19 protein-coding genes are annotated in these 22,672 nt (G+C 62.3%); 8 read left to right on the plus strand and 11 right to left on the minus strand.

What is annotated here, in order from left to right:
- Window positions 1–5: 5 nt before the first annotated feature.
- Complete coding sequence (locus D8767_RS18800; RefSeq protein ID WP_161775526.1) at window positions 6–488, minus strand: DUF1289 domain-containing protein; 483 nt, start codon at window positions 486–488, stop codon at window positions 6–8.
- Between the two features lie 406 nt (window positions 489–894).
- On the opposite strand from D8767_RS18800, the gene acnB reads away from it, so the two are divergent.
- Entirely contained in the window at window positions 895–3,504 is a 2,610-nt protein-coding gene (gene acnB, locus D8767_RS18805) for a bifunctional aconitate hydratase 2/2-methylisocitrate dehydratase (protein ID WP_016714738.1), read from the plus strand.
- Between the two features lie 72 nt (window positions 3,505–3,576).
- Here the strand turns inward: acnB and prpD are convergent, their stop codons facing one another.
- The 6 genes from prpD to D8767_RS18835 all read right to left on the minus strand — a co-directional run bounded on the left by prpD (window position 3,577) and on the right by D8767_RS18835 (window position 11,792).
- Window positions 3,577–5,061, minus strand: coding sequence for a 2-methylcitrate dehydratase (gene prpD / locus D8767_RS18810; RefSeq protein WP_016714739.1), 1,485 nt, complete (start codon window positions 5,059–5,061; stop codon window positions 3,577–3,579).
- Window positions 5,062–5,133: 72 nt separating this feature from the next.
- Window positions 5,134–6,324, minus strand: coding sequence for a 2-methylaconitate cis-trans isomerase PrpF (prpF, locus tag D8767_RS18815; protein ID WP_016714740.1), 1,191 nt, complete (start codon window positions 6,322–6,324; stop codon window positions 5,134–5,136).
- A 13-nt stretch (window positions 6,325–6,337) separates the two neighbouring features.
- The gene (acnD, locus tag D8767_RS18820) at window positions 6,338–8,926 is read right to left on the minus strand and encodes a Fe/S-dependent 2-methylisocitrate dehydratase AcnD (protein WP_028699638.1); all 2,589 of its coding nucleotides are present in this window, start codon (window positions 8,924–8,926) and stop codon (window positions 6,338–6,340) included.
- Between the two features lie 76 nt (window positions 8,927–9,002).
- On the minus strand, window positions 9,003–10,130 hold the full coding sequence (gene prpC, locus D8767_RS18825; RefSeq protein WP_016714742.1) for a 2-methylcitrate synthase: 1,128 nt from the start codon (window positions 10,128–10,130) through the stop codon (window positions 9,003–9,005).
- Between the two features lie 58 nt (window positions 10,131–10,188).
- Window positions 10,189–11,079 carry a methylisocitrate lyase gene (gene prpB / locus D8767_RS18830; protein ID WP_016714743.1) on the minus strand — a complete coding sequence of 297 codons (891 nt, stop codon included), beginning with the start codon at window positions 11,077–11,079 and terminating at the stop codon, window positions 10,189–10,191.
- Window positions 11,076–11,792, minus strand: a complete 717-nt coding sequence (locus D8767_RS18835) for a GntR family transcriptional regulator (protein WP_016714744.1) — start codon at window positions 11,790–11,792, stop codon at window positions 11,076–11,078. The genes prpB and D8767_RS18835 overlap by 4 nt, the downstream gene beginning before the upstream one ends.
- Before the next feature lie 305 nt (window positions 11,793–12,097).
- On the opposite strand from D8767_RS18835, the gene D8767_RS18840 reads away from it, so the two are divergent.
- From D8767_RS18840 to D8767_RS18860, 5 genes are all read left to right on the plus strand, one after another.
- Complete coding sequence (locus tag D8767_RS18840) at window positions 12,098–12,634, plus strand: ATP-dependent zinc protease (protein WP_016485910.1); 537 nt, start codon at window positions 12,098–12,100, stop codon at window positions 12,632–12,634.
- Between the two features lie 5 nt (window positions 12,635–12,639).
- Entirely contained in the window at window positions 12,640–14,175 is a 1,536-nt protein-coding gene (locus D8767_RS18845; protein ID WP_016714745.1) for an inactive transglutaminase family protein, read from the plus strand.
- Window positions 14,175–15,155: an alpha-L-glutamate ligase-like protein gene (locus D8767_RS18850; protein ID WP_016714746.1), complete on the plus strand. Its 981-nt coding sequence runs from the start codon at window positions 14,175–14,177 to the stop codon at window positions 15,153–15,155. The genes D8767_RS18845 and D8767_RS18850 overlap by 1 nt, the downstream gene beginning before the upstream one ends.
- Before the next feature lie 124 nt (window positions 15,156–15,279).
- A complete protein-coding gene (gene pabB, locus D8767_RS18855; RefSeq protein ID WP_016714747.1) occupies window positions 15,280–16,623 on the plus strand; it encodes an aminodeoxychorismate synthase component I in 1,344 nt (447 codons plus the stop codon).
- A 79-nt stretch (window positions 16,624–16,702) separates the two neighbouring features.
- Window positions 16,703–17,437, plus strand: a complete 735-nt coding sequence (locus D8767_RS18860; RefSeq protein WP_016714748.1) for a phosphoadenylyl-sulfate reductase — start codon at window positions 16,703–16,705, stop codon at window positions 17,435–17,437.
- Window positions 17,438–17,475: 38 nt separating this feature from the next.
- On the opposite strand, the gene cysB is transcribed toward D8767_RS18860, so the two are convergent.
- The 3 genes from cysB to D8767_RS18875 all read right to left on the minus strand — a co-directional run bounded on the left by cysB (window position 17,476) and on the right by D8767_RS18875 (window position 20,149).
- Window positions 17,476–18,450 carry an HTH-type transcriptional regulator CysB gene (gene cysB, locus D8767_RS18865; RefSeq protein WP_010953293.1) on the minus strand — a complete coding sequence of 325 codons (975 nt, stop codon included), beginning with the start codon at window positions 18,448–18,450 and terminating at the stop codon, window positions 17,476–17,478.
- A 129-nt stretch (window positions 18,451–18,579) separates the two neighbouring features.
- Window positions 18,580–19,077 carry a universal stress protein gene (locus D8767_RS18870; protein WP_016714749.1) on the minus strand — a complete coding sequence of 166 codons (498 nt, stop codon included), beginning with the start codon at window positions 19,075–19,077 and terminating at the stop codon, window positions 18,580–18,582.
- Between the two features lie 124 nt (window positions 19,078–19,201).
- Entirely contained in the window at window positions 19,202–20,149 is a 948-nt protein-coding gene (locus D8767_RS18875; RefSeq protein WP_016714750.1) for a putative 2-dehydropantoate 2-reductase, read from the minus strand.
- Between the two features lie 232 nt (window positions 20,150–20,381).
- Between D8767_RS18875 and D8767_RS18880 the strand changes: the two genes are divergently transcribed.
- The gene (locus tag D8767_RS18880; protein WP_016714751.1) at window positions 20,382–21,458 is read left to right on the plus strand and encodes a 3-deoxy-7-phosphoheptulonate synthase; all 1,077 of its coding nucleotides are present in this window, start codon (window positions 20,382–20,384) and stop codon (window positions 21,456–21,458) included.
- A 64-nt stretch (window positions 21,459–21,522) separates the two neighbouring features.
- Here the strand turns inward: D8767_RS18880 and D8767_RS18885 are convergent, their stop codons facing one another.
- The gene (locus D8767_RS18885) at window positions 21,523–21,804 is read right to left on the minus strand and encodes a GNAT family N-acetyltransferase (protein WP_016714752.1); all 282 of its coding nucleotides are present in this window, start codon (window positions 21,802–21,804) and stop codon (window positions 21,523–21,525) included.
- Window positions 21,805–22,312: 508 nt separating this feature from the next.
- Between D8767_RS18885 and oprI the strand changes: the two genes are divergently transcribed.
- The gene (gene oprI, locus D8767_RS18890; protein ID WP_003259780.1) at window positions 22,313–22,564 is read left to right on the plus strand and encodes an outer membrane lipoprotei OprI; all 252 of its coding nucleotides are present in this window, start codon (window positions 22,313–22,315) and stop codon (window positions 22,562–22,564) included.
- The last annotated feature ends 108 nt before the right edge of the window (window positions 22,565–22,672 follow it).

Below are 22,672 nucleotides of genomic sequence, written 5' to 3' on the forward strand. Positions count from 1 at the left end.
CCGGCTCACTGCCCCTGCGTGCTGCCCATGGCATCGCGCAGGAAGCTGGGGGCGATGTAGCGCTGGTAATGCGCTTCTGAAAGCAGGAAGAATTCGCGGTCGATGGCATCGCGCAGTTGCGGCAGTTCCCAGTCGCGGAACTCCGGCAGCAAGACCATGCCGTAGGCCTCAAGGTCCCGGATCATCCGCGCCCCACGGGCAATCAGCTGGTACGCCCAGCAATACGCCGACTGCTGCTCGACAAACCGGATGGAGCGCTGTTCCAGCTGCTGGCGCAGCAAGCCTTTGTCGAACACCTCCAGCTTGGCCATCATCACCTGCACCAGCAACTGCTCAAGGCGCAGCCATACCGCGCGCTTCTGCGCGTCGTCGTAGCCGTTCCAGTTGATCACTTCGTGGTGGAAGCGCTTGCAGCCACGGCACACCGTGTCTCCGTACACCGTGGAGCACAGGCCGACGCAAGGGGTCTTGATGGACTTGTTGGACATGAAAAACAACAGCTTGGCGGTGGAACACGGCCCCATGTTAGCCCTTTGTCTAACCAGGGTCACTCGTTAAAGTCACCTTCTGCGCCTTACCTTCGGGCTTTTTTTGCCGTAGAATCATCCCGCCTTTTCAAAGGCAACAATGTCCGTTGGAAGCTGTTTTCAAAGCGTCACGAGCACAGTTAATCCGGTAGAACGGCGTTGGCCCGGGCCATGCACCCCTCGCATGCCCGCGCCAGCCCTCATCAGCTCCCCGTTCTGCAGGCGTAAAACTTTGAAAGCAGCTTCTGTAAGGATTCTTTGCGACCCTGGCTGGGCGGCCCACAAAGCCGTAGCAGCGCATGGGTGCATGGAATGCTGGATGAGCGTCCCGGACCCCCTTTAGGGACCACTGATGAGGGAAATAACTGTGCTTGAAGCCTACCGCAAACACATCGAAGAGCGTGCCGCCCTGGGTATCGTGCCCCAGCCGCTGAACGCCGAACAAACTGCAGGCCTGGTCGAGCTGCTGAAAAACCCGCCGGCCGGCGAAGAAGCCTTCCTCGTAGACCTGATCACCAACCGCGTACCGCCAGGGGTCGACGAAGCTGCCTACGTCAAGGCTGCTTTCCTCTCCGCCGTCGCCAAGGGCGAAGCCAAGTCGCCACTGATCGACCGCAAGCACGCCACCGAACTGCTGGGCACCATGCAGGGCGGCTACAACATCGAAACGCTGGTCGCACTGCTGGATGACGCCGAACTGGGCGCCGTCGCGGCCGAACAGCTCAAGCACACCCTGCTGATGTTCGATGCCTTCCACGACGTGGCCGAAAAAGCCAAGGCGGGCAACGTCCACGCCAAGGCCGTGCTGGAGTCCTGGGCTGCCGGCGAGTGGTTCACCTCGCGCCCGGCCATCGCCGACAAGTACACCCTGACCGTGTTCAAGGTGCCTGGCGAGACCAACACCGACGACCTGTCCCCTGCCCCGGACGCCTGGTCGCGCCCTGACATCCCGCTGCACGCCCTGGCCATGCTGAAAATGGCCCGTGACGGCATCGAGCCGTCGCAGCCAGGTTCGGTCGGCCCGCTGGCCCAGATCGAAGCCGTCAAGGCCAAAGGCTTCCCGGTTGCCTACGTCGGTGACGTGGTCGGTACCGGTTCGTCGCGTAAATCCGCCACCAACTCGGTGCTGTGGTTCTTCGGTGACGACATCCCGTACGTGCCGAACAAGCGCGCCGGTGGCTTCTGCTTCGGCACCAAGATCGCCCCGATCTTCTACAACACCATGGAAGACGCCGGCGCCCTGCCGATCGAATTCGACTGCACCAACCTGGCCATGGGCGACGTCATCGACGTGTACCCGTTCAAAGGCGAAGTGCGCCGTCACGGCAGCGACGAGCTGGTTACCGAATTCGCGCTGAAAACCGAAGTATTGCTGGATGAAGTCCGCGCTGGCGGCCGTATCCCGCTGATCGTCGGCCGTGGCCTGACCGAAAAAGCCCGCGCCGAGCTGGGCCAGGGCCCATCGGACCTGTTCAAGAAGCCAGAGCAGCCAGCCGACACCGGCAAGGGCTTCACCCTGGCGCAGAAGATGGTCGGCCGTGCCTGTGGCCTGCCAGAAGGCCAGGGCGTGCGCCCAGGTGCCTACTGTGAGCCGAAGATGACCACCGTCGGTTCCCAGGACACCACTGGCCCGATGACCCGTGACGAGCTGAAAGACCTGGCCTGCCTGGGCTTCTCCGCTGACCTGGTCATGCAGTCGTTCTGTCACACCGCGGCTTATCCGAAGCCGATCGACGTCACCACCCACCACACCCTGCCAGACTTCATCCGCACCCGTGGCGGCGTGTCGCTGCGCCCGGGCGACGGCATCATCCACAGCTGGCTGAACCGCATGCTGATGCCTGACACCGTGGGTACCGGTGGCGACTCGCACACCCGCTTCCCGATCGGCATCTCGTTCCCGGCCGGTTCCGGCCTGGTAGCCTTCGCCGCTGCCACCGGCGTCATGCCGCTGGACATGCCAGAATCGATCCTGGTGCGCTTCAAGGGCAAACTGCAACCTGGCATCACCCTGCGTGACCTGGTGCATGCGATCCCTTACTACGCCATCCAGAAGGGCCTGCTGACCGTCGAGAAGAAAGGCAAGAAAAACGCCTTCTCCGGCCGCATCCTGGAAATCGAAGGCCTGGACGAACTGACCGTCGAGCAAGCCTTCGAGCTTTCCGACGCCTCGGCTGAGCGTTCTGCTGCCGGTTGCACCATCAAGCTGCCAGAGAAGGCCATCGCCGAGTACCTGCAGTCCAACATTACCCTGCTGCGCTGGATGATCGGCGAAGGCTACGGCGATGCCCGCACCCTGGAGCGCCGCGCCCAGGCCATGGAAGCCTGGCTGGCCAAGCCTGAGCTGCTGTCGGCCGACGCCGATGCCGAATACGCCGAAATCATCGAAATCGACCTGGCCGACGTGAAAGAGCCTGTGCTCTGCGCGCCGAACGACCCGGACGATGCCCGCCTGCTGTCTTCGGTACAGGGCGAGAAGATCGACGAAGTGTTCATCGGTTCGTGCATGACCAACATCGGTCACTTCCGCGCTGCCGGCAAGCTGCTGGAAAAGGTCAAGGGCGGTATTCCGACCCGTCTGTGGCTGGCCCCGCCAACCAAGATGGACGCCCACCAGCTGACCGAAGAAGGCTACTACGGCATCTACGGCAAGGCCGGTGCGCGCATGGAAATGCCAGGCTGCTCGCTGTGCATGGGTAACCAGGCACGTGTGCAGACCGGCTCGACCGTGGTCTCCACCTCGACCCGTAACTTCCCGAACCGTCTGGGCGACGCCACCAACGTGTACCTGGCATCGGCCGAGCTGGCTGCTGTCGCTTCGATCATCGGCAAGCTGCCGACCGTCGAAGAGTACATGCAGTACGCGAAAGACATCGACAGCATGGCTGCCGACGTTTACCGCTACCTGAGCTTCGATCAGATCGCCGAGTTCCGCGAAGCGGCAGCCAACGCCAAGATCCCGGTGGTTCAGGCGTAAGCTGAGTTACACGCTGTAAAAGAAAGCCCCGGCAGCGATGCCGGGGCTTTTCATTTGCCTGCTCTCACCCGCTCAGATCACGAACAAATCCACAAACCGGTGCACCGCCATCCCTTCCAGCGTTTGCTGGTCCTTGCACACCTCCAGTACCTCCCCACACCGCTGGCGCGCAAACCGCGTTGCCAGGTTGGCCCTGAACTTGGCCTCCAGCAGGGGTATGCCCTCCCCTCGCCGCCGCCGGTGCCCGATAGGGTATTCCACCACCACCTGCTCGGTACTGCTGCCATCCTTGAAGAACACCTGCAGCGCATTGGCGATGGAGCGCTTGTCCGGCTCCAGGTACTCGCGGCTGAAGCGCGGGTCTTCCACCACTTCCATCTTCTCGCGCAGGCGGTCGATGCTGGGGTGGTTGGCATGGAAGGTGTCTTCATAGTGCTCCGCCACCAGATGCCCGAAGATCAACGGCACTGCCACCATGTACTGCAGACAGTGGTCACGGTCAGCGGCATTGGCCAGCGGGCCGCTCTTGGAAATGATGCGGATTGCCGACTCCTGGGTGGTGATGACGATGCGGTCGATTTCATGCAGGCGGTTACGTACCCGAGGGTGCAGGGTAACTGCCGCTTCGCAGGCGGTCTGGGCGTGAAATTCGGCAGGGAAGCTGACCTTGAACAGCACGTTTTCCATCACGTAGCTGCCCAAGGCCTGGGGCAGACGCAGTTCGTACTGCCCGGCGGGCTTGAGCGCCAGGTCCTTGTTGGTATGGCTGAACGATACGTCGTAGAAGCCCCATTGTGGCGCCGTGAGCACACCCGGTACGCCCATCTCACCGCGCAGGGCGATATCGGCCAGGCGCACGCCACGGCTGGACGCATCACCTGCGGCCCAGGACTTGCGTGAGCCAGCATTGGGCGCGTGCCGATAGGTACGCAGGGCCTGGCCATCGACGAAGGCATGGGACAACGCCGAGAGCATCTGTTCGCGGTTGGCGCCCATCAACCTGGCGCACACGGCAGTCGAGGCCACTTTTACTAAAATGACGTGATCGAGACCGACGCGGTTGAACGAGTTTTCCAGTGCCAGCACGCCCTGGATCTCATGGGCCATGACCATGGCTTCGAGCACATCACGCATCAGCAGCGGTTTTTCACCTGCGGCCACGCGCTTCTGCGACAGGTGATCGGCAACGGCCAGGATACCGCCCAGGTTGTCCGAGGGGTGAGCCCATTCGGCCGCGAGCCAGGTGTCGTTGTAATCCAGCCAGCGCACGGTGCAGCCGATGTCCCAGGCCGCCTTGACCGGGTCGAGCCGGTAGGCGGTACCGGGGACGCGGGCACCATTGGGCACCAGCGTGCCCTCCACCTGAGGGCCGAGCAGTTTGGTACATTCGGGAAAGCGCAGGGCCAGCAGGCCGCAGCCCAGGGTGTCCATCAGGCAGTTGCGTGCGGTGTCGAGGGCTTCGGCGGAATCGACCCGGTAGCCGAGGGCGTAGTCGGCCAGGGTTTGCAGCACCCGGTCGTAGTCCGGGCGGTCGTTCAGGTCAACGTTGGCGCTCATATCCAGCTCCCTTCAGAATTGCCGGGGCTGCTATGCAGCCCCAACTAACTAAAGCCGAGCGCCAGTGGTGCGTTAGAAGCTATCGCCAGGCACGCGAACCCAGCCCTCCATCAGCACGCGAGCACTGCGGCTCATGATTGCCTTGGTCACTGTCCACTCACCATTCACCTGACGCGCCTCGGCCCCGACCCGCAAGGTGCCCGAGGGGTGGCCGAAACGCACGGCGCTACGCTCACCCCCGCCAGCCGCGAGGTTGACCAGCGTGCCCGGAATGGCCGCCGCAGTGCCAATCGCCACCGCAGCCGTCCCCATCATCGCATGGTGCAGCTTACCCATGGACAAGGCGCGCACCAGCAGGTCGATATCACCCGCTTGCACCGCCTTGCCACTGGACGCAGTGTAGGTGCTCGGCGGCGCAACGAACGCCACTTTTGGCGTGTGCTGACGTCCGGCTGCCTGGTCGACGTTTTCAATCAGGCCCATGCGCACGGCACCGTATGCACGAATGGTCTCGAAACGCAGCAGCGCCTGAGGGTCCCCGTTGATGGCGTCCTGCAGTTCTGCGCCGGTATAACCGATATCGGCCGCATTGACGAAGATGGTCGGAATGCCGGCATTGATCAGGGTGGCCTTGAACGTACCCACGCCCGGCACCTCCAGCTCATCGATCAGGTTACCGGTCGGGAACATCGAACCGCCGTCACCGTCTTCGTCGGCTGCCGGGTCGAGAAACTCCAGCTGCACCTCGGCCGCCGGGAAGGTCACCCCGTCCAGCTCGAAATCGCCGGTTTCCTGCACTTCACCTTCGGTGATCGGCACATGGGCGATGATGGTCTTGCCGATGTTGGCCTGCCAGATGCGCACCGTGGCGATGCCGTTGCGTGGAATGCGCGCCGCGTCCACCAGGCCACTGCTGATGGCGAACGAACCGACCGCCGCAGACAGGTTGCCGCAGTTGCCGCTCCAGTCGACAAACGCCTTGTCGATACTGACCTGGCCGAACAGGTAGTCCACATCATGCCCGGGCTTGATGCTTTGCGACAGGATCACGGTCTTGCTGGTGCTGGAGGTGGCACCGCCCATGCCGTCGATCTGCTTGCCGTAAGGGTCGGGGCTACCGATTACCCGCAACAGCAGCGCATCGCGGGCCGGCCCCGGGATTTGCGCCTGCTCGGGCAGGTCTTGCAGGCGGAAGAACACACCCTTGCTGGTGCCGCCACGGATGTAGGTGGCGGGGATTTTCACTTGCGGTACATGTGCCATGTTCAAGTCCTGTTCAAGCGGTTGCTTCGAGGAAGTCCTGGGCAAAACGCTGCAGCACACCGCCCGCCTCGTAGATCGACACTTCCTCGGCGGTGTCCAGGCGGCAGGTCACCGGCACTTCCAGGCGCTCGCCATTGGCGCGGGTAACCACCAACGTCAGGGTCGCCCGGGGCGTACGCGCGCCCAGCACGTCATACGTCTCGCTACCGTCCAGGCCCAGGGTCTTGCGGTCGGTGCCCGGCTTGAACTCCAGCGGCAGCACCCCCATGCCCACCAGGTTGGTGCGGTGAATGCGCTCGAAACCTTCGGCCACGATCGCCTCGACACCCGCCAACCGTACACCCTTGGCCGCCCAGTCACGGGACGAACCCTGGCCGTAGTCGGCGCCGGCCACGATGATCAGCGGCTGCTTGCGCTGCATGTAGGTTTCGATGGCTTCCCACATGCGGGTGACCTTGCCTTCCGGTTCGATACGCGCCAGCGACCCCTGCTTCACGCTGCCGTCTTCCTTGCGCACCATTTCGTTGAACAGCTTGGGGTTGGCGAAGGTGGCACGCTGGGCGGTCAGGTGGTCGCCACGGTGTGTGGCGTAGGAGTTGAAGTCTTCTTCCGGCAGGCCCATTTTCGCCAGGTACTCACCGGCGGCACTGTCCAACATGATGGCGTTGGACGGCGACAGGTGGTCGGTGGTGATGTTGTCCGGCAACACCGCCAGCGGGCGCATGCCGCGCAGGGTGCGCTCACCGGCCAGGGCACCTTCCCAATAGGGCGGGCGGCGGATGTAGGTGCTCATCGGGCGCCAGTCGTACAGCGGCGCCACCTTCGGCCCACGGTCTTCCTCGATGGCGAACATCGGGATGTACACCTTGCGGAACTGCTCTGGCTTGACCGCAGCACGCACCACGGCGTCGATCTCTTCATCGCTCGGCCAGATGTCCTTGAGGCGGATTTCCTTGCCATCGACCACACCCAGCACATCCTTCTCGATGTCGAAGCGGATGGTACCGGCAATGGCATAGGCCACCACCAGTGGCGGGGACGCCAGGAAGGCCTGCTTGGCATACGGGTGGATACGCCCATCGAAGTTGCGGTTACCCGAAAGCACGGCGGTGGCGTACAGGTCGCGGTCGATGATTTCTTGCTGGATTACCGGGTCCAGGGCGCCGGACATGCCGTTGCAAGTGGTGCAGGCGAAGGCGACGATACCAAAGCCCAGTTGCTCCAGCTCCTTCTCCAGCCCCGCCTCTTCCAGGTACAACTGCACGGCCTTGGAGCCCGGTGCCAGCGACGACTTGACCCAAGGTTTGCGGGCCAGGCCCAGCTTGTTGGCATTGCGCGCCAGCAGGCCTGCGGCAATCACGTTGCGCGGGTTGCTGGTGTTGGTGCAGCTGGTGATGGCGGCGATGATCACCGCGCCGTCAGGCATTTGCCCTGGCACGTCTTCCCAATTGCCGGCAATGCCCTTGGCAGCCAGGTCACTGGTGGCCACGCGCGCGTGTGGGTTGGACGGCCCGGCCATGTTGCGCACCACGCTCGACAGGTCGAAGCTCAGGGTGCGCTCGTAGACGGCGCCGCCCAGGCTGTCGGCCCACAGGCCGGCGGCCTTGGCGTAGGTCTCAACCAGCTTGACCTGCTGCTCTTCGCGGCCGGTCAGGCGCAGGTAGTCGATGGTCTGCTGGTCGATGGCGAACATGGCTGCGGTGGCACCGTATTCCGGGGCCATGTTGGAAATGGTGGCGCGGTCGCCCAAGGTCAGGGCGCGGGCACCCTCACCGTGAAACTCCAGATACGCGCCGACCACCTTCTGCTTGCGCAGGAATTCGGTCAGGGCCAGCACCAGGTCGGTGGCGGTGATGTTCGGTGCCAGCTTGCCAGTCAGCTCGACGCCGACGATTTCCGGCAGGCGCATCCACGAGGCGCGGCCGAGCATCACGTTTTCCGCTTCCAGGCCGCCCACGCCGATGGCGATCACGCCCAGGGCATCGACATGCGGGGTGTGGCTGTCGGTGCCGACGCAGGTGTCCGGGTAGGCCACGCCACGGTCGTTGTGAATCACTGGCGACATCTTCTCCAGGTTGATCTGGTGCATGATGCCGTTGCCCGGCTGGATCACGTCGACGTTCTTGAACGCCTTCTTGGTCCAGTTGATGAAGTGGAAGCGGTCTTCGTTGCGGCGGTCTTCGATGGCACGGTTCTTTTCGAACGCCTGCGGATCGAAGCCACCGCACTCGACGGCCAGCGAGTGGTCGACGATCAGCTGCACCGGCACCACCGGGTTGACCGCAGCCGGGTCACCGCCTTTGTCGGCAATGGCATCACGCAGGCCAGCAAGGTCGACCAGCGCGGTCTGGCCAAGGATGTCGTGGCACACCACGCGGGCCGGGAACCAGGGGAAATCGAGGTCGCGCTTGCGCTCGATCAGCTGGCTCAGCGAGGCATCGAGGGTGGCCGGGTCGCAGCGGCGCACCAGGTTTTCGGCGAGCACGCGGGAGGTGTATGGCAGGCCGTCGTAGGCGCCGGGCTTGATCGCCTCGACCGCCGCACGGGCATCGAAGAAGTCCAGGTCGGTGCCTGGCAGGTGCTTGCGGAATGCAGTGTTCATCATGGAATCAGGCTCGGTCACAGGAGTCGGAAGGCGCCTGCGCCCCGGTGAGGGGCGGGGTGCCTTTCTTTTCTAATCAGCGCTGTTCGATCGGCACGAACTGGCGCTGCTCGACGCCGACATACTCGGCACTCGGGCGGATGATGCGGTTGTTGGCGCGCTGTTCGAAGACGTGCGCCGCCCAACCGGTCAGGCGCGAGCAGACGAAGATCGGGGTGAACAGCTTGGTCGGGATACCCATGAAGTGATACGCCGAGGCATGGTAGAAGTCGGCATTGGGGAACAGGCGTTTCTGCTCCCACATGGTCTTGTCGATGGCTTCGGAAACCGGGTACAGCACCTTGTCACCCACTTCGTCGGCCAACTGCTTCGACCAGCCCTTGATCACCTCGTTGCGCGGGTCGGACTCTTTGTAGATCGCGTGGCCAAAGCCCATGATCTTGTCCTTGCGCTCCAGCATGCGCAGCAGCTCGGCGGTGGCGTCCTGCGGGCTCTGGAAACGCTCGATCAGCTCCATCGCCGCCTCGTTGGCACCGCCGTGCAGTGGGCCGCGCAGCGAGCCGATGGCAGCGGTGACGCAGGAGTACAGGTCGGACAGGGTCGAGGCACAGACCCGGGCAGTGAAGGTCGAGGCATTGAACTCGTGCTCGGCGTAGAGGATCAGCGACACGTTCATCACCTTGACGTGCAGCTCGCTCGGCTTCTTGCCATGCAGCAGGTGCAGGAAGTGGCCACCGAGGGTGTCTTCGTCGCTGGTGCAATCGATGCGCACACCCTCATGGGTGAAGCGGTACCAGTAGCACATCACGGCCGGGAACAGTGCCAGCAAGCGGTCAGTCTTGTCGCGCTGGGCCTCGAAGGTCAGCTCGGGCTCCAGGGTGCCCAGCACGGAACAACCCGTGCGCATCACGTCCATCGGGTGAGCGTCACGCGGGATGCGCTCCAGCACCTCCTTCAGTGCTTGCGGCAGGTCACGCAGGCCCTTGAGCTTGCGCTTGTAGTCGGTCAGTTCGGCCTGGGTTGGCAGCTCACCGTACAGCAGCAGGTAGGCGACCTCTTCGAATTCGGCACCGGCCGCCAGGTCACGCACGTCGTAACCCCGGTAGGTCAGCCCGGCACCGGCCTGGCCCACGGTCGACAGTGCGGTCTGACCAGCCACTTGGCCGCGCAGGCCTGCGCCACTGAGTACTTTTGCTTCGGCCATGGTGATTCTCCTTTCTTGAATTTGTTATGGATGCTTTCTGGCTAATTCAGGGTGTTGCTCAGCCCTTCTTCTGGGCAAACAGCGCATCGAGGCTCTGCTCGAAGGCGTGGTAACCAATGGCATCGTAGAGCTCCATGCGGGTCTGCATGGTGTCGATCACGTTCTTCTGCGTGCCGTCGCGGCGCAGTGCGGTGTACACGTTCTCGGCTGCCTTGTTCATGGCACGGAACGCCGACAGCGGGTACAGCACCAGCGACACGTCGACCGAGGCCAGCTCTTCGGTGGTGTACAGCGGCGTGGCGCCGAACTCGGTGATGTTGGCCAGGATCGGTGCCTTCACCCGGTCAGCGAACGTCTTGTACATCTGCAGTTCGGTAATGGCTTCCGGGAAGATCATGTCGGCGCCAGCCTCGATACAGGCCTCGGCACGGTCCAGGGCAGCGTTCAGGCCTTCGACGGCCAGGGCATCGGTACGCGCCATGATCACGAAGCTGTCATCAGTGCGGGCATCGACGGCGGCCTTGATGCGGTCGACCATTTCCTGCTGGCTGACGATTTCCTTGTTCGGGCGGTGACCACAGCGCTTGGCGCCCACCTGATCCTCGATATGGATGGCGGCAGCACCGAACTTGCTCATCGAACGCACGGTACGGGCAACGTTGAAAGCCGAGGCCCCGAAGCCGGTGTCGACATCCACCAGCAGCGGCAGGTCGCACACGTCGGTGATGCGGCGCACGTCGGTGAGCACGTCGTCGAGGCCACTGATGCCCAGGTCCGGCAGGCCCAAGGAGCCGGCGGCCACGCCGCCACCGGACAGGTAGATGGCCTTGAAGCCGGCGCGCTTGGCCAGCAGGGCATGGTTGGCGTTGATGGTGCCAACCACCTGCAGCGGGTGTTCAGCGGCAACGGCGTCGCGGAAACGCTGACCGGGGGTGCTCTTCACAGTCATTTCTCACCTCGTGGGCTGTTGTTGTGGGCGTCCAGGTAGTGACGCTCGATATTGCGCTTGGACGCGCCGATGTGGCGGCGCATCAGGAGTTCGGCCAGTTCGCCGTCACGGTCGGCGATGGCATCGAGAATGCGGTGGTGCTCGGAAAAAGCCTGGCGTGGGCGGTTGGGCGTGGCCGAGAACTGGATGCGGTACATGCGCACCAATTGGTACAGCTCGCCACACAGCATCTTGACCAGGGTCTGGTTGCCGCTGCCCTGGATGATCCGGTAATGGAAGTCGTAGTCGCCTTCCTGCTGGTAATAACCCAGGCCGGCCTGGAACGCTGCATCGCGCTCGTGGGTGTCAAGCACCCGGCGCAGCTCGTCGATGTCTGCTTGGCTCATGCGCTCGGCGGCCAGCCGGCAGGCCATGCCTTCGAGCGATTCACGGATTTCGTACAGCTCGATCAGCTCGGCGTGGTTGAGTGACACAACCCGCGCCCCCACATGCGGCACGCGCACCAGCAGACGCTGGCCTTCGAGGCGGTGAATGGCCTCGCGCAGCGGCCCGCGGCTGATGCCATAGGTGCGCGCCAGCTCCGGCTCGGAGATCTTGCTGCCGGGGGCGATTTCACCTTTGACGATGGCCGCCTGGATGCGCCGGAAGACGTTTTCGGAAAGGGTTTCCGTTTCGTCTGCCTGCACCGGGCTGGGGGTGGAAAGGTCCTGCATATTGTCGACACCTTGAAAAACTCTTCGCCAGAAATTAACGAACAGAACCCTCCAAGTCAAAGACAAAATGAATATTGTCGACAATCGTCTAAGAACGAACTATCACCCTCTCGATGCTGTCAGATCGCGCACCGCTGGCGTCAAGACGTCGGCGTGATAGAATGCCGCGCCTCCGATGGGGTATGGATAGCCTGTCTGTCATCCATTCATGCTTGTTGACAGATAAACGAGGAAGCTTGCGCAGTCGTTGCCAGTCGCCTTGCCCTTAACATAGCCCGAACCTTGCACTGCACCGCGCCAGGATTATGAGACTTACACCCGTTTTATTGCTGCTATGCCTCACCCTGCTACCGGCCCTTGGCCAGGCGGCGGGCAAGACCGTGTATGGTCTCAACGAATACGCCCGCCTGGGCGACCTGGACCTGGAAGTGGCCGCCAAGCTCGACACCGGTGCCAAGACCGCATCGCTCAGCGCCCGCGACATCAAGCGTTTCAAGCGCAACGGCGAAAGCTGGGTGCGCTTCTACCTGGCCATCGATGCGGCGCACTCGCACCCGATCGAACGTCCACTGGCACGCGTGAGCAAGATCAAGCGCCGGGCCGGCGACTATGATGCCGAATCGGGCAAGGCCTATACCGCCCGCCCGGTCATCGAACTCGAAATCTGCATGGGCCAGGCCATGCGCACCATCGAAGTCAACCTCACCGACCGCAGCGCGTTCCAGTTCCCGCTGCTGATCGGCTCCGAGGCGCTCAAGCACTTCGACGCGCTGGTCGACCCAAGCCTTAAATATGCGGCCGGCAAACCTGCCTGTGCCACCGACGCTCCCAAAGCAGAGTAATCCCGATGCGCTCTCTTACCCTCCATCTGAAAGTCCTGATCACCGTGCTGGTGCTGCTGGGCGTGGCGGTCACGGCTTATCAGATCTTCTTCCTCGGCATCCCGGTGACCGAGGATGAAACCGACGACCTGTGGAACATCGACGCCAAGGTCGAGTTCGTGGCCAGCACCAAGGACCCGGTCAAGGTGCAGATGTTCGTGCCACCGCTGAACCGCGACTACGTCAGCCTTAACGAGAGTTTCATCTCCAACAACTACGGGGTCAGCGTCAACCGCGCCGACGGCAACCGCAAGGTTACCTGGTCGGCCCGCCGCGCCAGCGGCAACCAGACCCTGTACTACCGTCTGGTGCTGACCAAGCGTTACAGCAACGAGAAGACCACCGTCAAAGGCCCGACCTTCCGTGACAGCCTGGCGATCGAAGGCCCCGAGAAGATTGCCGCCGAAGCCCTCATGGCGCCGATTCGCCAGCACTCCGCCGACGTCGAGACCTTCGTCAGCGAGACCATCAAGCGGGTCAACAACCTCAACGACGACAACGTCAAGCTGCTACTGGCCGGCGATACCTCGCCGATGAAAAAGGCCCAGATCATCGACCTGCTGCTGTCGATTGCCCATGTGCCTATGGAGAAGGTGCACACCATCCGCCTGGTGGCCGATACCCCGCAAACCCCGGAGCTGTGGCTGCGCAGCTTCAACGGTAACGACTGGCTGTACTTCAACCCGGACACCGGCGAGCAGGGCCTGCCCAGCGACCGCCTGCTGTGGTGGACCGGTGACGACAACCTGATCACCGTCGATGGCGGCAAGAAGGCCAACGTCACCTTCAGCATGAACAACAGCGAGATGAACGCCATCCGCTTGGCCAAGCTGACCGACGAGAACACCGACGCCGACTTCCTCGAGTACTCGCTGTACGGCTTGCCGCTGCAGACCCAGCAAACCTTCATGATCATGGTGATGATCCCGATCGGCGTGCTGGTGATCCTGGTATTGCGCAACCTGATCGGCCTGCAGACCCTTGGCACCTTCACCCCGGTACTGATCGCCCTGGCCTTCCGCGAGACCCAGCTGGGCTTCGGCATCGTGCTGTTCACGGTCATCACGGCCTTGGGCCTGTCGCTACGCTCGTACCTGGAACACCTCAAGCTGCAGATGCTGCCGCGCCTGTCGGTGGTACTCACCTTTGTCGTGGTACTGATCGCCGCCATCAGCCTGTTCAGCCACAAGCTGGGCCTTGAGCGCGGGCTGTCGGTGGCACTGTTCCCGATGGTGATCCTGACCATGACCATCGAACGCCTGTCCATTACCTGGGAAGAACGTGGCGGTGGCCATGCCATGAAAGTGGCCATCGGCACCCTGTTCGCCGCGTCGCTTGCGCACCTGCTGATGATGGTGCCGGAACTGGTGTACTTCGTGTTCACCTTCCCTGCCGTGCTGTTGATCCTGGTGGGCTTCATGCTGGCGATGGGCCGCTACCGCGGTTACCGCCTGACCGAGCTTGTGCGCTTCAAGGCATTCCTGAAGAAGGCTGACGCCTGATGTTTGGCCTGATCAAGACGTGGAAAGCCCTGGAGGCCCGGGGCATCATGGGTATCAACCGGCGCAACGCGGACTACGTGTTGAAGTACAACAAGCGCCACCTGTACCCGATTGTCGACGACAAGATCATCACCAAGGAGCGTGCCCTGGCGGCCGGCATCCATGTGCCGGAAATGTACGGCATCATCGAGACCGAAAAAGAGATCGAAAAGCTCGACCAGATCATTGGCGGGCGCAGCGACTTCGTCATCAAGCCGGCGCAGGGTGCCGGCGGTGATGGCATCCTGGTCATTGCCGACCGCTTCGAGGACCGCTACCGCACAGTGTCGGGGAAGATCATCAGCCATGAGGAAATCGAGCACCAGATTTCGAGCATCCTCACCGGCCTGTACTCGCTGGGCGGCCACCGCGACCGGGCGCTGATCGAGTACCGGGTTACCCCCGACCAGATCTTCAAGAGCATCAGCTACGAAGGCGTGCCGGACATCCGCATCATCGTGCTGATGGGCTACCCGGTCATGGCCATGCTGCGCCTGCCGACCCGCCAGTCTGGCGGCAAGGCCAACCTGCACCAGGGCGCCATCGGCGTGGGTGTCGACCTGGCCACCGGCGTGACCCTGCGCGGCACCTGGCTGAACAACATCATCAGCAAGCACCCGGACACCACCAATGCGGTGGACGGCGTGCAACTGCCGAACTGGGATGGTTTCATGAAGCTGGCGGCCGGCTGCTATGAGCTGTGCGGCCTGGGCTACATTGGCGTGGACATGGTGCTGGACCAGGACAAAGGCCCGCTGATTCTGGAACTCAACGCCCGCCCGGGCCTGAACATCCAGATTGCCAACGACTGCGGCCTGACCCAGCGCACCCATGCCATTGAGGCGCACATTGAAGCGCTGGCAAAAGATGGTATTACTGAAGATGCCGAACAGCGCGTTCGGGTAGCACAAGGGTTGTTCGGGCACGTGCCCAACCGCTGAAATATTGGGGCTGCTTTGCAGCCCCTGCATAAAACACAATGTTGAATGTCGCGCCCAGTGCTAGGCGCTTTTCCTACACAGGTCTACAATCGCCCTCCTCGCTTTTACATCGCCGTCCACACTGATGCCGACCTGTACGCTGCACCCCCTGCCCTACCAGCCCGACCCTGCGGCCTATTTCGCCCGCCTGCGCCAGGCTCCCGGCGCGATCCTGCTCGACAGTGCCCGCCCAGGCGCCGAACGCGGTCGCTTCGACCTGCTCAGCGCCTGGCCGCTGCAACAGCTGCAAGCGCAGCCCGATGAAGACGGCCGCGCCTTCCTCCAACGCCTGCGTGCCGGCCTGGCGCAACTGGGCCACGCAGGCTTGCCCAAGGGCGTTGAACTGCCCTTTGCCGGTGGCCTGATCGGCTACCTGAGCTACGACTTCGGCCGCCGGCTGGAACACCTGCCAAGCCTGGCTGTGGACGACCTCGGCCTGCCTGACGCGCAACTGGGCCTGTACGCCTGGGCACTGGTCAGCGACCACCTGCACGGTACCAGCCAGTTGGTGTTCCACCCGAGCCTGGCAAGCGACGAGCGAGAACGCCTGATCGGCCTGTTCGAAGGCAGTCGCTGCACCGAAACCGGTGACTTCCAGTTGCTCGCCCCAATGGCTGGTGACCTGCAGCCGGAACAGTACAAAGCCGCTTTCGACCAGGTCCAGCGCTACATCCAGGCCGGTGACTGCTACCAGATCAACCTGACTCAACGCTTCCGCGCCCCCTGCCAGGGTGACCCCTGGCGAGCTTACCAGGCCCTGCGCAAGGCATGCCCCACGCCGTTTTCCGGCTACCAGCAATTGGCTGACGGCAGCGCCTTGCTGAGTTTTTCGCCCGAGCGCTTCATCCGTGTCAGCCAGGGCCAGGTGGAAACCCGGCCAATCAAAGGCACCCGTCCGCGCGCCAGCGACCCAGGCGAAGACGCACGCAATGCCGAGGAGCTGCTGCGCAGCCCCAAGGACCGCTCGGAAAACCTGATGATTGTCGACCTGCTGCGCAACGACTTGGGGCGCACCTGCGAAATCGGCTCGGTGAAAGTACCAGAGCTGTTCAGCCTTGAGAGCTACCCCAACGTCCATCACCTGGTCAGCAGTGTCACCGGCCAGCTTGCCAGCGACAAGGATGCCCTGGACCTGATCGGCGACAGCTTCCCCGGCGGCTCAATCACCGGCGCGCCGAAAATTCGCGCCATGCAGATCATCGACGAGCTGGAACCCACGCGGCGGGCGCTGTACTGCGGCTCGCTGCTGTATGTGGATGTGCGCGGCGAGATGGACAGCTCGATTGCCATTCGCAGCCTGCTGGTCAAAAACGGCCAGGTCAGCTGCTGGGGTGGCGGCGCGGTAGTGGCTGACTCCGAATGGCAGGCCGAATATGAAGAGTCGATCGCCAAAGTGCGGGTGTTGATGCAGACCTTGCAGGGCTTGTGAGTCCGTCTAGCCCGCGTTTTTTTGTTACCATCACCTTACTACGAGCGCACAGCGCCACAGCCAAGATGGAAACCGCCTGATGAGTCAACCCTTCGACGTCGCCGCCCTGGCCGCGACCTATGCCAACAAGTCCCCGCAGGACATCCTCAAGCTTGCCTTCGAGCACTTTGGTGATGACCTGTGGATCTCCTTCAGCGGCGCCGAGGACGTGGTGCTGGTCGACATGGCCTGGAAGCTGAACAAGCAGGTCAAGGTGTTCAGCCTCGACACCGGCCGACTGCACCCGGAGACCTACCGGTTCATCGACCAGGTGCGCGAGCAGTACAACCTGCCAATCGAAATCCTCAGCCCGGACCGCGACAGGCTTGACCCGTTCGTGAAAGAAAAGGGCCTGTTCAGCTTCTACAAGGACGGCCACGGCGAGTGCTGCGGCATCCGCAAGATCGAGCCGCTGCGCCGCAAGCTGGCTACCGTTAACGCCTGGGCCACCGGCCAGCGCCGCGACCAGAGCCCGGGCACCCGCAGCCAGGTAGCGGCACTGGAAATCGACAGCGCCTTCTCCACACCCGAGCGCACCCTGTACAAGTTCAACCCGCTGGCGCAGATGAGCAGCGAGGAAGTGTGGGGTTATATCCGTATGCTTGAGCTGCCGTACAACAGCCTGCATGAGCGCGGCTTCATCAGCATTGGCTGCGAGCCTTGCACCCGGCCGGTGCTGCCGAACCAGCATGAGCGCGAGGGGCGCTGGTGGTGGGAAGAGTCGACACAGAAGGAATGCGGGTTGCACGCGGGCAACCTGATCAGCAAGGCTTGAAATAACCGGGGCTGCTTTGCAGCCCCGGCATTCTTGAATCAGTGCACCGGCAGTTCGACACCTTCGAACAGCTCTTCCAACTCCTGCTTGTTATGGCACTGAATGGCCTTGGCCATCACTTCGCGGGTCAGGTGCGGAGCGAACTTCTCGATGAAGTCGCACATGAAGCCACGCAGGAAGGTGCCACGGCGGAAGCCGATCTTCGTGATACTGGCCTCGAACAGCTCGCTGGCATCCAGCGCCACCAGGTCGCTATCGAGCTTGGCATCCACAGCCATGCCCGCGACGATACCCACGCCCAGCCCCAGGCGCACATAGGTCTTGATAACGTCAGCGTCGGCCGCGGTGAACACCACTTTCGGCGTGAGGCCGCGGTGGTTGAACGCTTCGTCCAGCTTCGAGCGCCCGGTAAAACCGAACACATAGGTAACGATCGGGTATTCGGCAACCGCTTCCAGAGTGAGTTTCGGCAGCTTGGCCAGCGGGTGACCCTGCGGCACCACCACGCAACGGTTCCACTTGTAGCACGGCATCATGATCAGGTCGCCGAACAGCTCAAGGGCCTCGGTGGCGATGGCGAAGTCTACCGTGCCGTCTGCTGCCATCTCGGCGATCTGCATGGGCGAACCCTGGTGCATATGCAGGGACACTTCCGGATACTGCTTGATGAAGCTGCTGATCACCGGCGGCAAGGCATAGCGCGCCTGGGTGTGGGTGGTGGCGATGGACAGCGTGCCCTTCTTCTCGTTAGAGAACTCCTGGGCAATCTGCTTGATGCTTTCGACTTTGCGCAGGATTTCGCCAGCGGTATTGATGATGCGCTCGCCGGCCGGCGTGACGCGGGTCAGGTGCTTGCCGCTACGCGCAAAGACTTCAACACCCAATTCGTCTTCGAGCAGGCGGATCTGCTTGCTGATACCTGGCTGGGAGGTATACAGGCTCTGCGCCGTCGCGGAGACGTTGAGGTCATGGTGCGCCACTTCCCAGATGTAGCGCAGTTGTTGAAGCTTCATAGGTTCCCCTCGGTTCAGCGATGAGTCCGCGGCAGCAGGCAGCGACGATATATAACTATATTAGTGGTTCTGGAAATAAATCTAGAACTATTTTGTTACATGCCCCCCGGAAACAGCCTACAGTCATCTTCATGCCTTCCTACGCCCCAAGTGCTGCGCCAACGGCACCATGTACACCGGCACCGGCGACAGCTGCAGCAGCCGAACCGCCGTTCGCCCCAGGGGTACATCCACGCCGGCACCGGCGCTGTGGCTGCCGAAAATCAGCAGGTCGACACTCAACCGCTGTGCCTGATCAAGGATTACCTGCGCGGGGTCACCCTGGCGTACCCGCACCGCCTTGATAACCGCGAGGTCGGCCTCCTCACCCAGCTCATCACGAAAGTTTTCCAGCACGCGCTGCTCGATGTTGGCCATCACCGTGTTCACGCCTTGGCTGTGCAACTGGTCGAGCGTCTGCTCATCAAGGTAGCTTTGCAGGAGGGATTCGGCGAACTGCCCCATGGGTTCCACCGCATGGATCACATACAACTCGGCATTGAACGTACGCGCCAGGGCCAGCGCGTGTTGCATCACAAAAGGTGCGTAGACACCGAGGTCGGTGGCGTACAGCATGGAGCGGATCATTCGACCTCCTCGACTGCCGCAGCGGCAGAGCAAGCTTCAGCTTAGCAGCGCGCCGGATGCACGCTTTGCCGTCCGGCGCGCTACTGGCGCGGGCTGAAGCGCCCAGCCGAGGTCAGTGCCGCCCTCAGTGAGGCCGGTGGTTGCTGTCGAGAAAGCTCAGCGCCTGATAGAGCATTTCCATACGCGGCAAGCAGCAGCCTGCCGCACGCGCACGTGCCAGCGGCTCGGCATAGATAGCCTGCAACTCCAGTGGGCGCTTGAACGTATGGTCGTGATACATGCTTGGCCAGTAGTCGGGCATGCGCTCGGTCACCTGGAACAAGTGCTCGGCATAGCCCTCGGGCAACACGTGGCCACAGGCTGCAGCGCCCTGCACCACCTCGGCCATCAGTGCCTGGATGAGATCACGGCTGTGACTGTCTGCCATCAGCGGCGTGGTGCTGGCCCCCAGCAGCACCGACAGACCATTGTAAGGCACGTTCCACACCAGCTTCTGCCACCGCGCCGAGTCGAGATTTGGCATGGCCTGCGAATCGATGCCCGCGCGTTTGAACAACGCCACCCCTTCACCGACCAGCGCAGCACCGCCGTCACTTGCCGGCCCACTGTGGTAACCCAGGTTGACAGCCCCGAGTGCCTGATGGCGGATCACACCTGGCGCATGACGGTTGACGCAGATGAAGCACAGGCCGCCCAGCAGATGCATGTCGCTACGCAAGGCCGGGCGCAATTGCTCCTCCACCCCCAGGCCGTTCTGCAGCAGTACGACCTTGGCGCCGGGTGCGGCGGCCTGCACGATCAGAGGTGCGAGCTGATCATTGCTGGTGGCCTTGGCACCGATCAGCAACCAGTCGCAAGGCGGCATGTCGGCGGCACTGGCATAGGCGTGCACCTGCATCTGCAACGCACCATGCACGTCACTTTCCAGGGTCAGCCCTTGCTCACTGACGGCCTGGTACTCGCTGCGCAACAGAAAATGCACATCGAAACCGGCCCGGGCCAGCATCAACCCATAAAAGCCGCCGATGGCGCCACTGCCGATGATACCGATGCGAGGGGTGTGCGGATGCATGCCGATCTCCGAGTATGAAGTCAGCCCTCTTTTTACACAGGTTACGCAGCGCTGGGCAGCCCATTCGCGCTCAACGCACTCGATCAGGGAAAAACCCCACAATGACTGGGCCAAACCCATTGTCGCGCCACCTGTAACGCGCTAAGGTTCGGCTCCCCGCTGCGAATATTCTTGCTGCTGGGCCGCACGGGGATAGCTGGCGGCCGGCACCCGTGACCTGACGAGTAACACGATGGCTGATTTACCGATCGATGACTTGAACGTTGCCTCCAACGAGACCCTGATCACCCCCGATCAGCTCAAGAAGGAAATCCCCCTCAGCGCCAAGGCCCTGCAGACCGTGACTGCCGGCCGTGAAGTGGTGCGCAATATTCTCGACGGCAAGGACCATCGCCTGTTCGTCGTGGTCGGCCCTTGCTCCATCCACGACATCAAGGCCGCCCACGAGTACGCCGAGCGCCTGAAGGTGCTGGCCGAAGAAGTGTCCGATACGCTGTACCTGGTCATGCGCGTGTACTTCGAAAAGCCACGCACCACCGTGGGCTGGAAAGGCCTGATCAACGACCCGTACCTGGATGATTCGTTCAAGATCCAGGACGGCCTGCACATTGGCCGTCAGCTGCTGCTGGACCTGGCCGAGATGGGCCTGCCGACCGCCACCGAGGCGCTCGACCCGATTTCCCCGCAATACCTGCAAGACCTGATCAGCTGGTCGGCCATCGGCGCCCGCACCACCGAATCGCAAACCCACCGCGAGATGGCCTCGGGCCTGTCTTCGGCGGTTGGCTTCAAGAACGGCACCGACGGCGGCCTGACCGTTGCCATCAACGCCTTGCAGTCGGTCTCCAAGCCACACCGCTTCCTCGGCATCAACCAGGAAGGCGGCGTGTCGATCGTCACCACCAAGGGCAACCCTTACGGCCACGTGGTACTTCGCGGCGGCAACGGCAAGCCGAACTACGACTCGGTCAGCGTCGCCCTGTGCGAGCAGGACCTGGCCAAGGCCAAGATCAAGGCCAACATCATGGTCGATTGCAGCCACGCCAACTCCAACAAGGACCCGGCCCTGCAACCGCTGGTGATGGAGAACGTTGCCAACCAGATCCTCGAAGGCAACCAGTCGATCATCGGCCTGATGGTCGAGAGCCACCTGAACTGGGGCTGCCAGTCGATCCCGAAAAACCTGGAAGAGTTGCAGTATGGCGTCTCGATCACCGATGCCTGCATCGACTGGTCGGCTACCGAGAAAACCCTGCGCAGCATGCGTACCAAGCTCAAGGATGTGCTACCGCAGCGTAAGCGCGGCTGAGCATTGCAATAAACAAAACGCCGGGCATTGCCCGGCGTTTTTGTATCTGATGCCTTTCGGCAGCTCAGGCCTTGCTGGAATGCCGCTGCTGGCGCTCCATGTAGCGTTCCACGTACGAGCAGGAAGGAATGACCGTGTAACCCATTTGCTCGGCGTACGCCAAGGCCTGCTCGGTCAACGCGGCGGCAATCCCGCGGCCCCGCAAGGCGTTCGGCACGAAGGTACGATAGATGTCCAGCGTCTGCTTGCCCAGATCCATGTACGTCAGGTAGGCACGATGACCGTCCACGTTGGTCTCGAACTGATGACCGGCCTGGTCATGGTGGATGGTCAGCGCTTCGCTCATCACTACTCCTCGCAGGTCTTCTCGGCAGACCCATACCTTCACCGATGGTGGTTTATCCGGCACAGAATCCTCTATGCCACCTGTTGCCCCTACGACCTCTGGACGATTGCAATCGTTCGGATTCTCTGGCACTCACAAGATAGTAGGCGCCGCAAACGGGATTGCTCAAGGTGGTAGCGGCTAAAAATGGCGAAAATGCCCGGAATGCGACTCTTCCCTGCACGTTCAACAGCCACCGGATGTTGTAGGGCTTAAGACGTCGAAGGACAGTTAAAGTCACCCTTAGTTCAACAAAAAAGTTCCTGTAGTACAACCGCTTGCGAACCCTGCACGTTTTTTTCACACACGCGCCGCAAATCTTGTCGGCACGGCGTCAAGCAACATTTTTTTTGCAGTTCTTGCGCTCAGTCAGTTTACTTACTACAAGTAATGGGTACTATGTACGCCGGCCAGTTTCTCTTTTCCTGAGAGATGGCTATTTAATAGAAAGTCCTTGAAGGGGAACACGATGAACAACGTTCTGAAATTCTCTGCTCTGGCTCTGGCCGCAGTTCTGGCTACCGGTTGCAGCAGCGTATCCAAAGAAACCGAAGCTCGTCTGACTGCGACTGAAGACGCAGCAGCTCGCGCTCAAGCTCGTGCTGACGAAGCCTACCGTAAGGCTGACGACGCACTGGCAGCCGCTCAGAAGGCTCAGCAGACCGCTGACGAAGCCAACGAGCGCGCTCTGCGTATGCTGGACAAAGCCAGCCGCAAGTAATAATCCTCACGGATTGTTATGGAGCCGACCCACTTGTGGGTCGGCTTTTTTATTGCCTGTAAACAAGCCAAACGCGCCCCGCAGATACGAAAAGGCCCGCACTAAGGC

The organism is Pseudomonas sp. LTGT-11-2Z (assembly GCF_003691445.1).
Taxonomy (GTDB): domain Bacteria; phylum Pseudomonadota; class Gammaproteobacteria; order Pseudomonadales; family Pseudomonadaceae; genus Aquipseudomonas; species Aquipseudomonas monteilii.

Bases quoted from the DNA above. Each gene is read 5' to 3' on its own strand.
- D8767_RS18800 (WP_161775526.1), bottom strand. From the start codon at position 488: ATGTCCAACAAGTCCATCAAGACCCCTTGCGTCGGCCTGTGCTCCACG.
- prpD (WP_016714739.1), bottom strand. From the start codon at position 5,061: ATGAGCGCCAACGTTGACCTGAACGACCGCCCGGACTACGACCGGGTG.
- prpF (WP_016714740.1), bottom strand. From the start codon at position 6,324: ATGGCACATGTACCGCAAGTGAAAATCCCCGCCACCTACATCCGTGGC.
- acnD (WP_028699638.1), bottom strand. From the start codon at position 8,926: ATGAACACTGCATTCCGCAAGCACCTGCCAGGCACCGACCTGGACTTC.
- prpC (WP_016714742.1), bottom strand. From the start codon at position 10,130: ATGGCCGAAGCAAAAGTACTCAGTGGCGCAGGCCTGCGCGGCCAAGTG.
- prpB (WP_016714743.1), bottom strand. From the start codon at position 11,079: ATGACTGTGAAGAGCACCCCCGGTCAGCGTTTCCGCGACGCCGTTGCC.
- D8767_RS18835 (WP_016714744.1), bottom strand. From the start codon at position 11,792: ATGCAGGACCTTTCCACCCCCAGCCCGGTGCAGGCAGACGAAACGGAA.
- D8767_RS18840 (WP_016485910.1), top strand. From the start codon at position 12,098: ATGAGACTTACACCCGTTTTATTGCTGCTATGCCTCACCCTGCTACCG.
- D8767_RS18845 (WP_016714745.1), top strand. From the start codon at position 12,640: ATGCGCTCTCTTACCCTCCATCTGAAAGTCCTGATCACCGTGCTGGTG.
- D8767_RS18850 (WP_016714746.1), top strand. From the start codon at position 14,175: ATGTTTGGCCTGATCAAGACGTGGAAAGCCCTGGAGGCCCGGGGCATC.
- pabB (WP_016714747.1), top strand. From the start codon at position 15,280: ATGCCGACCTGTACGCTGCACCCCCTGCCCTACCAGCCCGACCCTGCG.
- D8767_RS18860 (WP_016714748.1), top strand. From the start codon at position 16,703: ATGAGTCAACCCTTCGACGTCGCCGCCCTGGCCGCGACCTATGCCAAC.
- cysB (WP_010953293.1), bottom strand. From the start codon at position 18,450: ATGAAGCTTCAACAACTGCGCTACATCTGGGAAGTGGCGCACCATGAC.
- D8767_RS18870 (WP_016714749.1), bottom strand. From the start codon at position 19,077: ATGATCCGCTCCATGCTGTACGCCACCGACCTCGGTGTCTACGCACCT.
- D8767_RS18875 (WP_016714750.1), bottom strand. From the start codon at position 20,149: ATGCATCCGCACACCCCTCGCATCGGTATCATCGGCAGTGGCGCCATC.
- D8767_RS18880 (WP_016714751.1), top strand. From the start codon at position 20,382: ATGGCTGATTTACCGATCGATGACTTGAACGTTGCCTCCAACGAGACC.
- D8767_RS18885 (WP_016714752.1), bottom strand. From the start codon at position 21,804: ATGAGCGAAGCGCTGACCATCCACCATGACCAGGCCGGTCATCAGTTC.
- oprI (WP_003259780.1), top strand. From the start codon at position 22,313: ATGAACAACGTTCTGAAATTCTCTGCTCTGGCTCTGGCCGCAGTTCTG.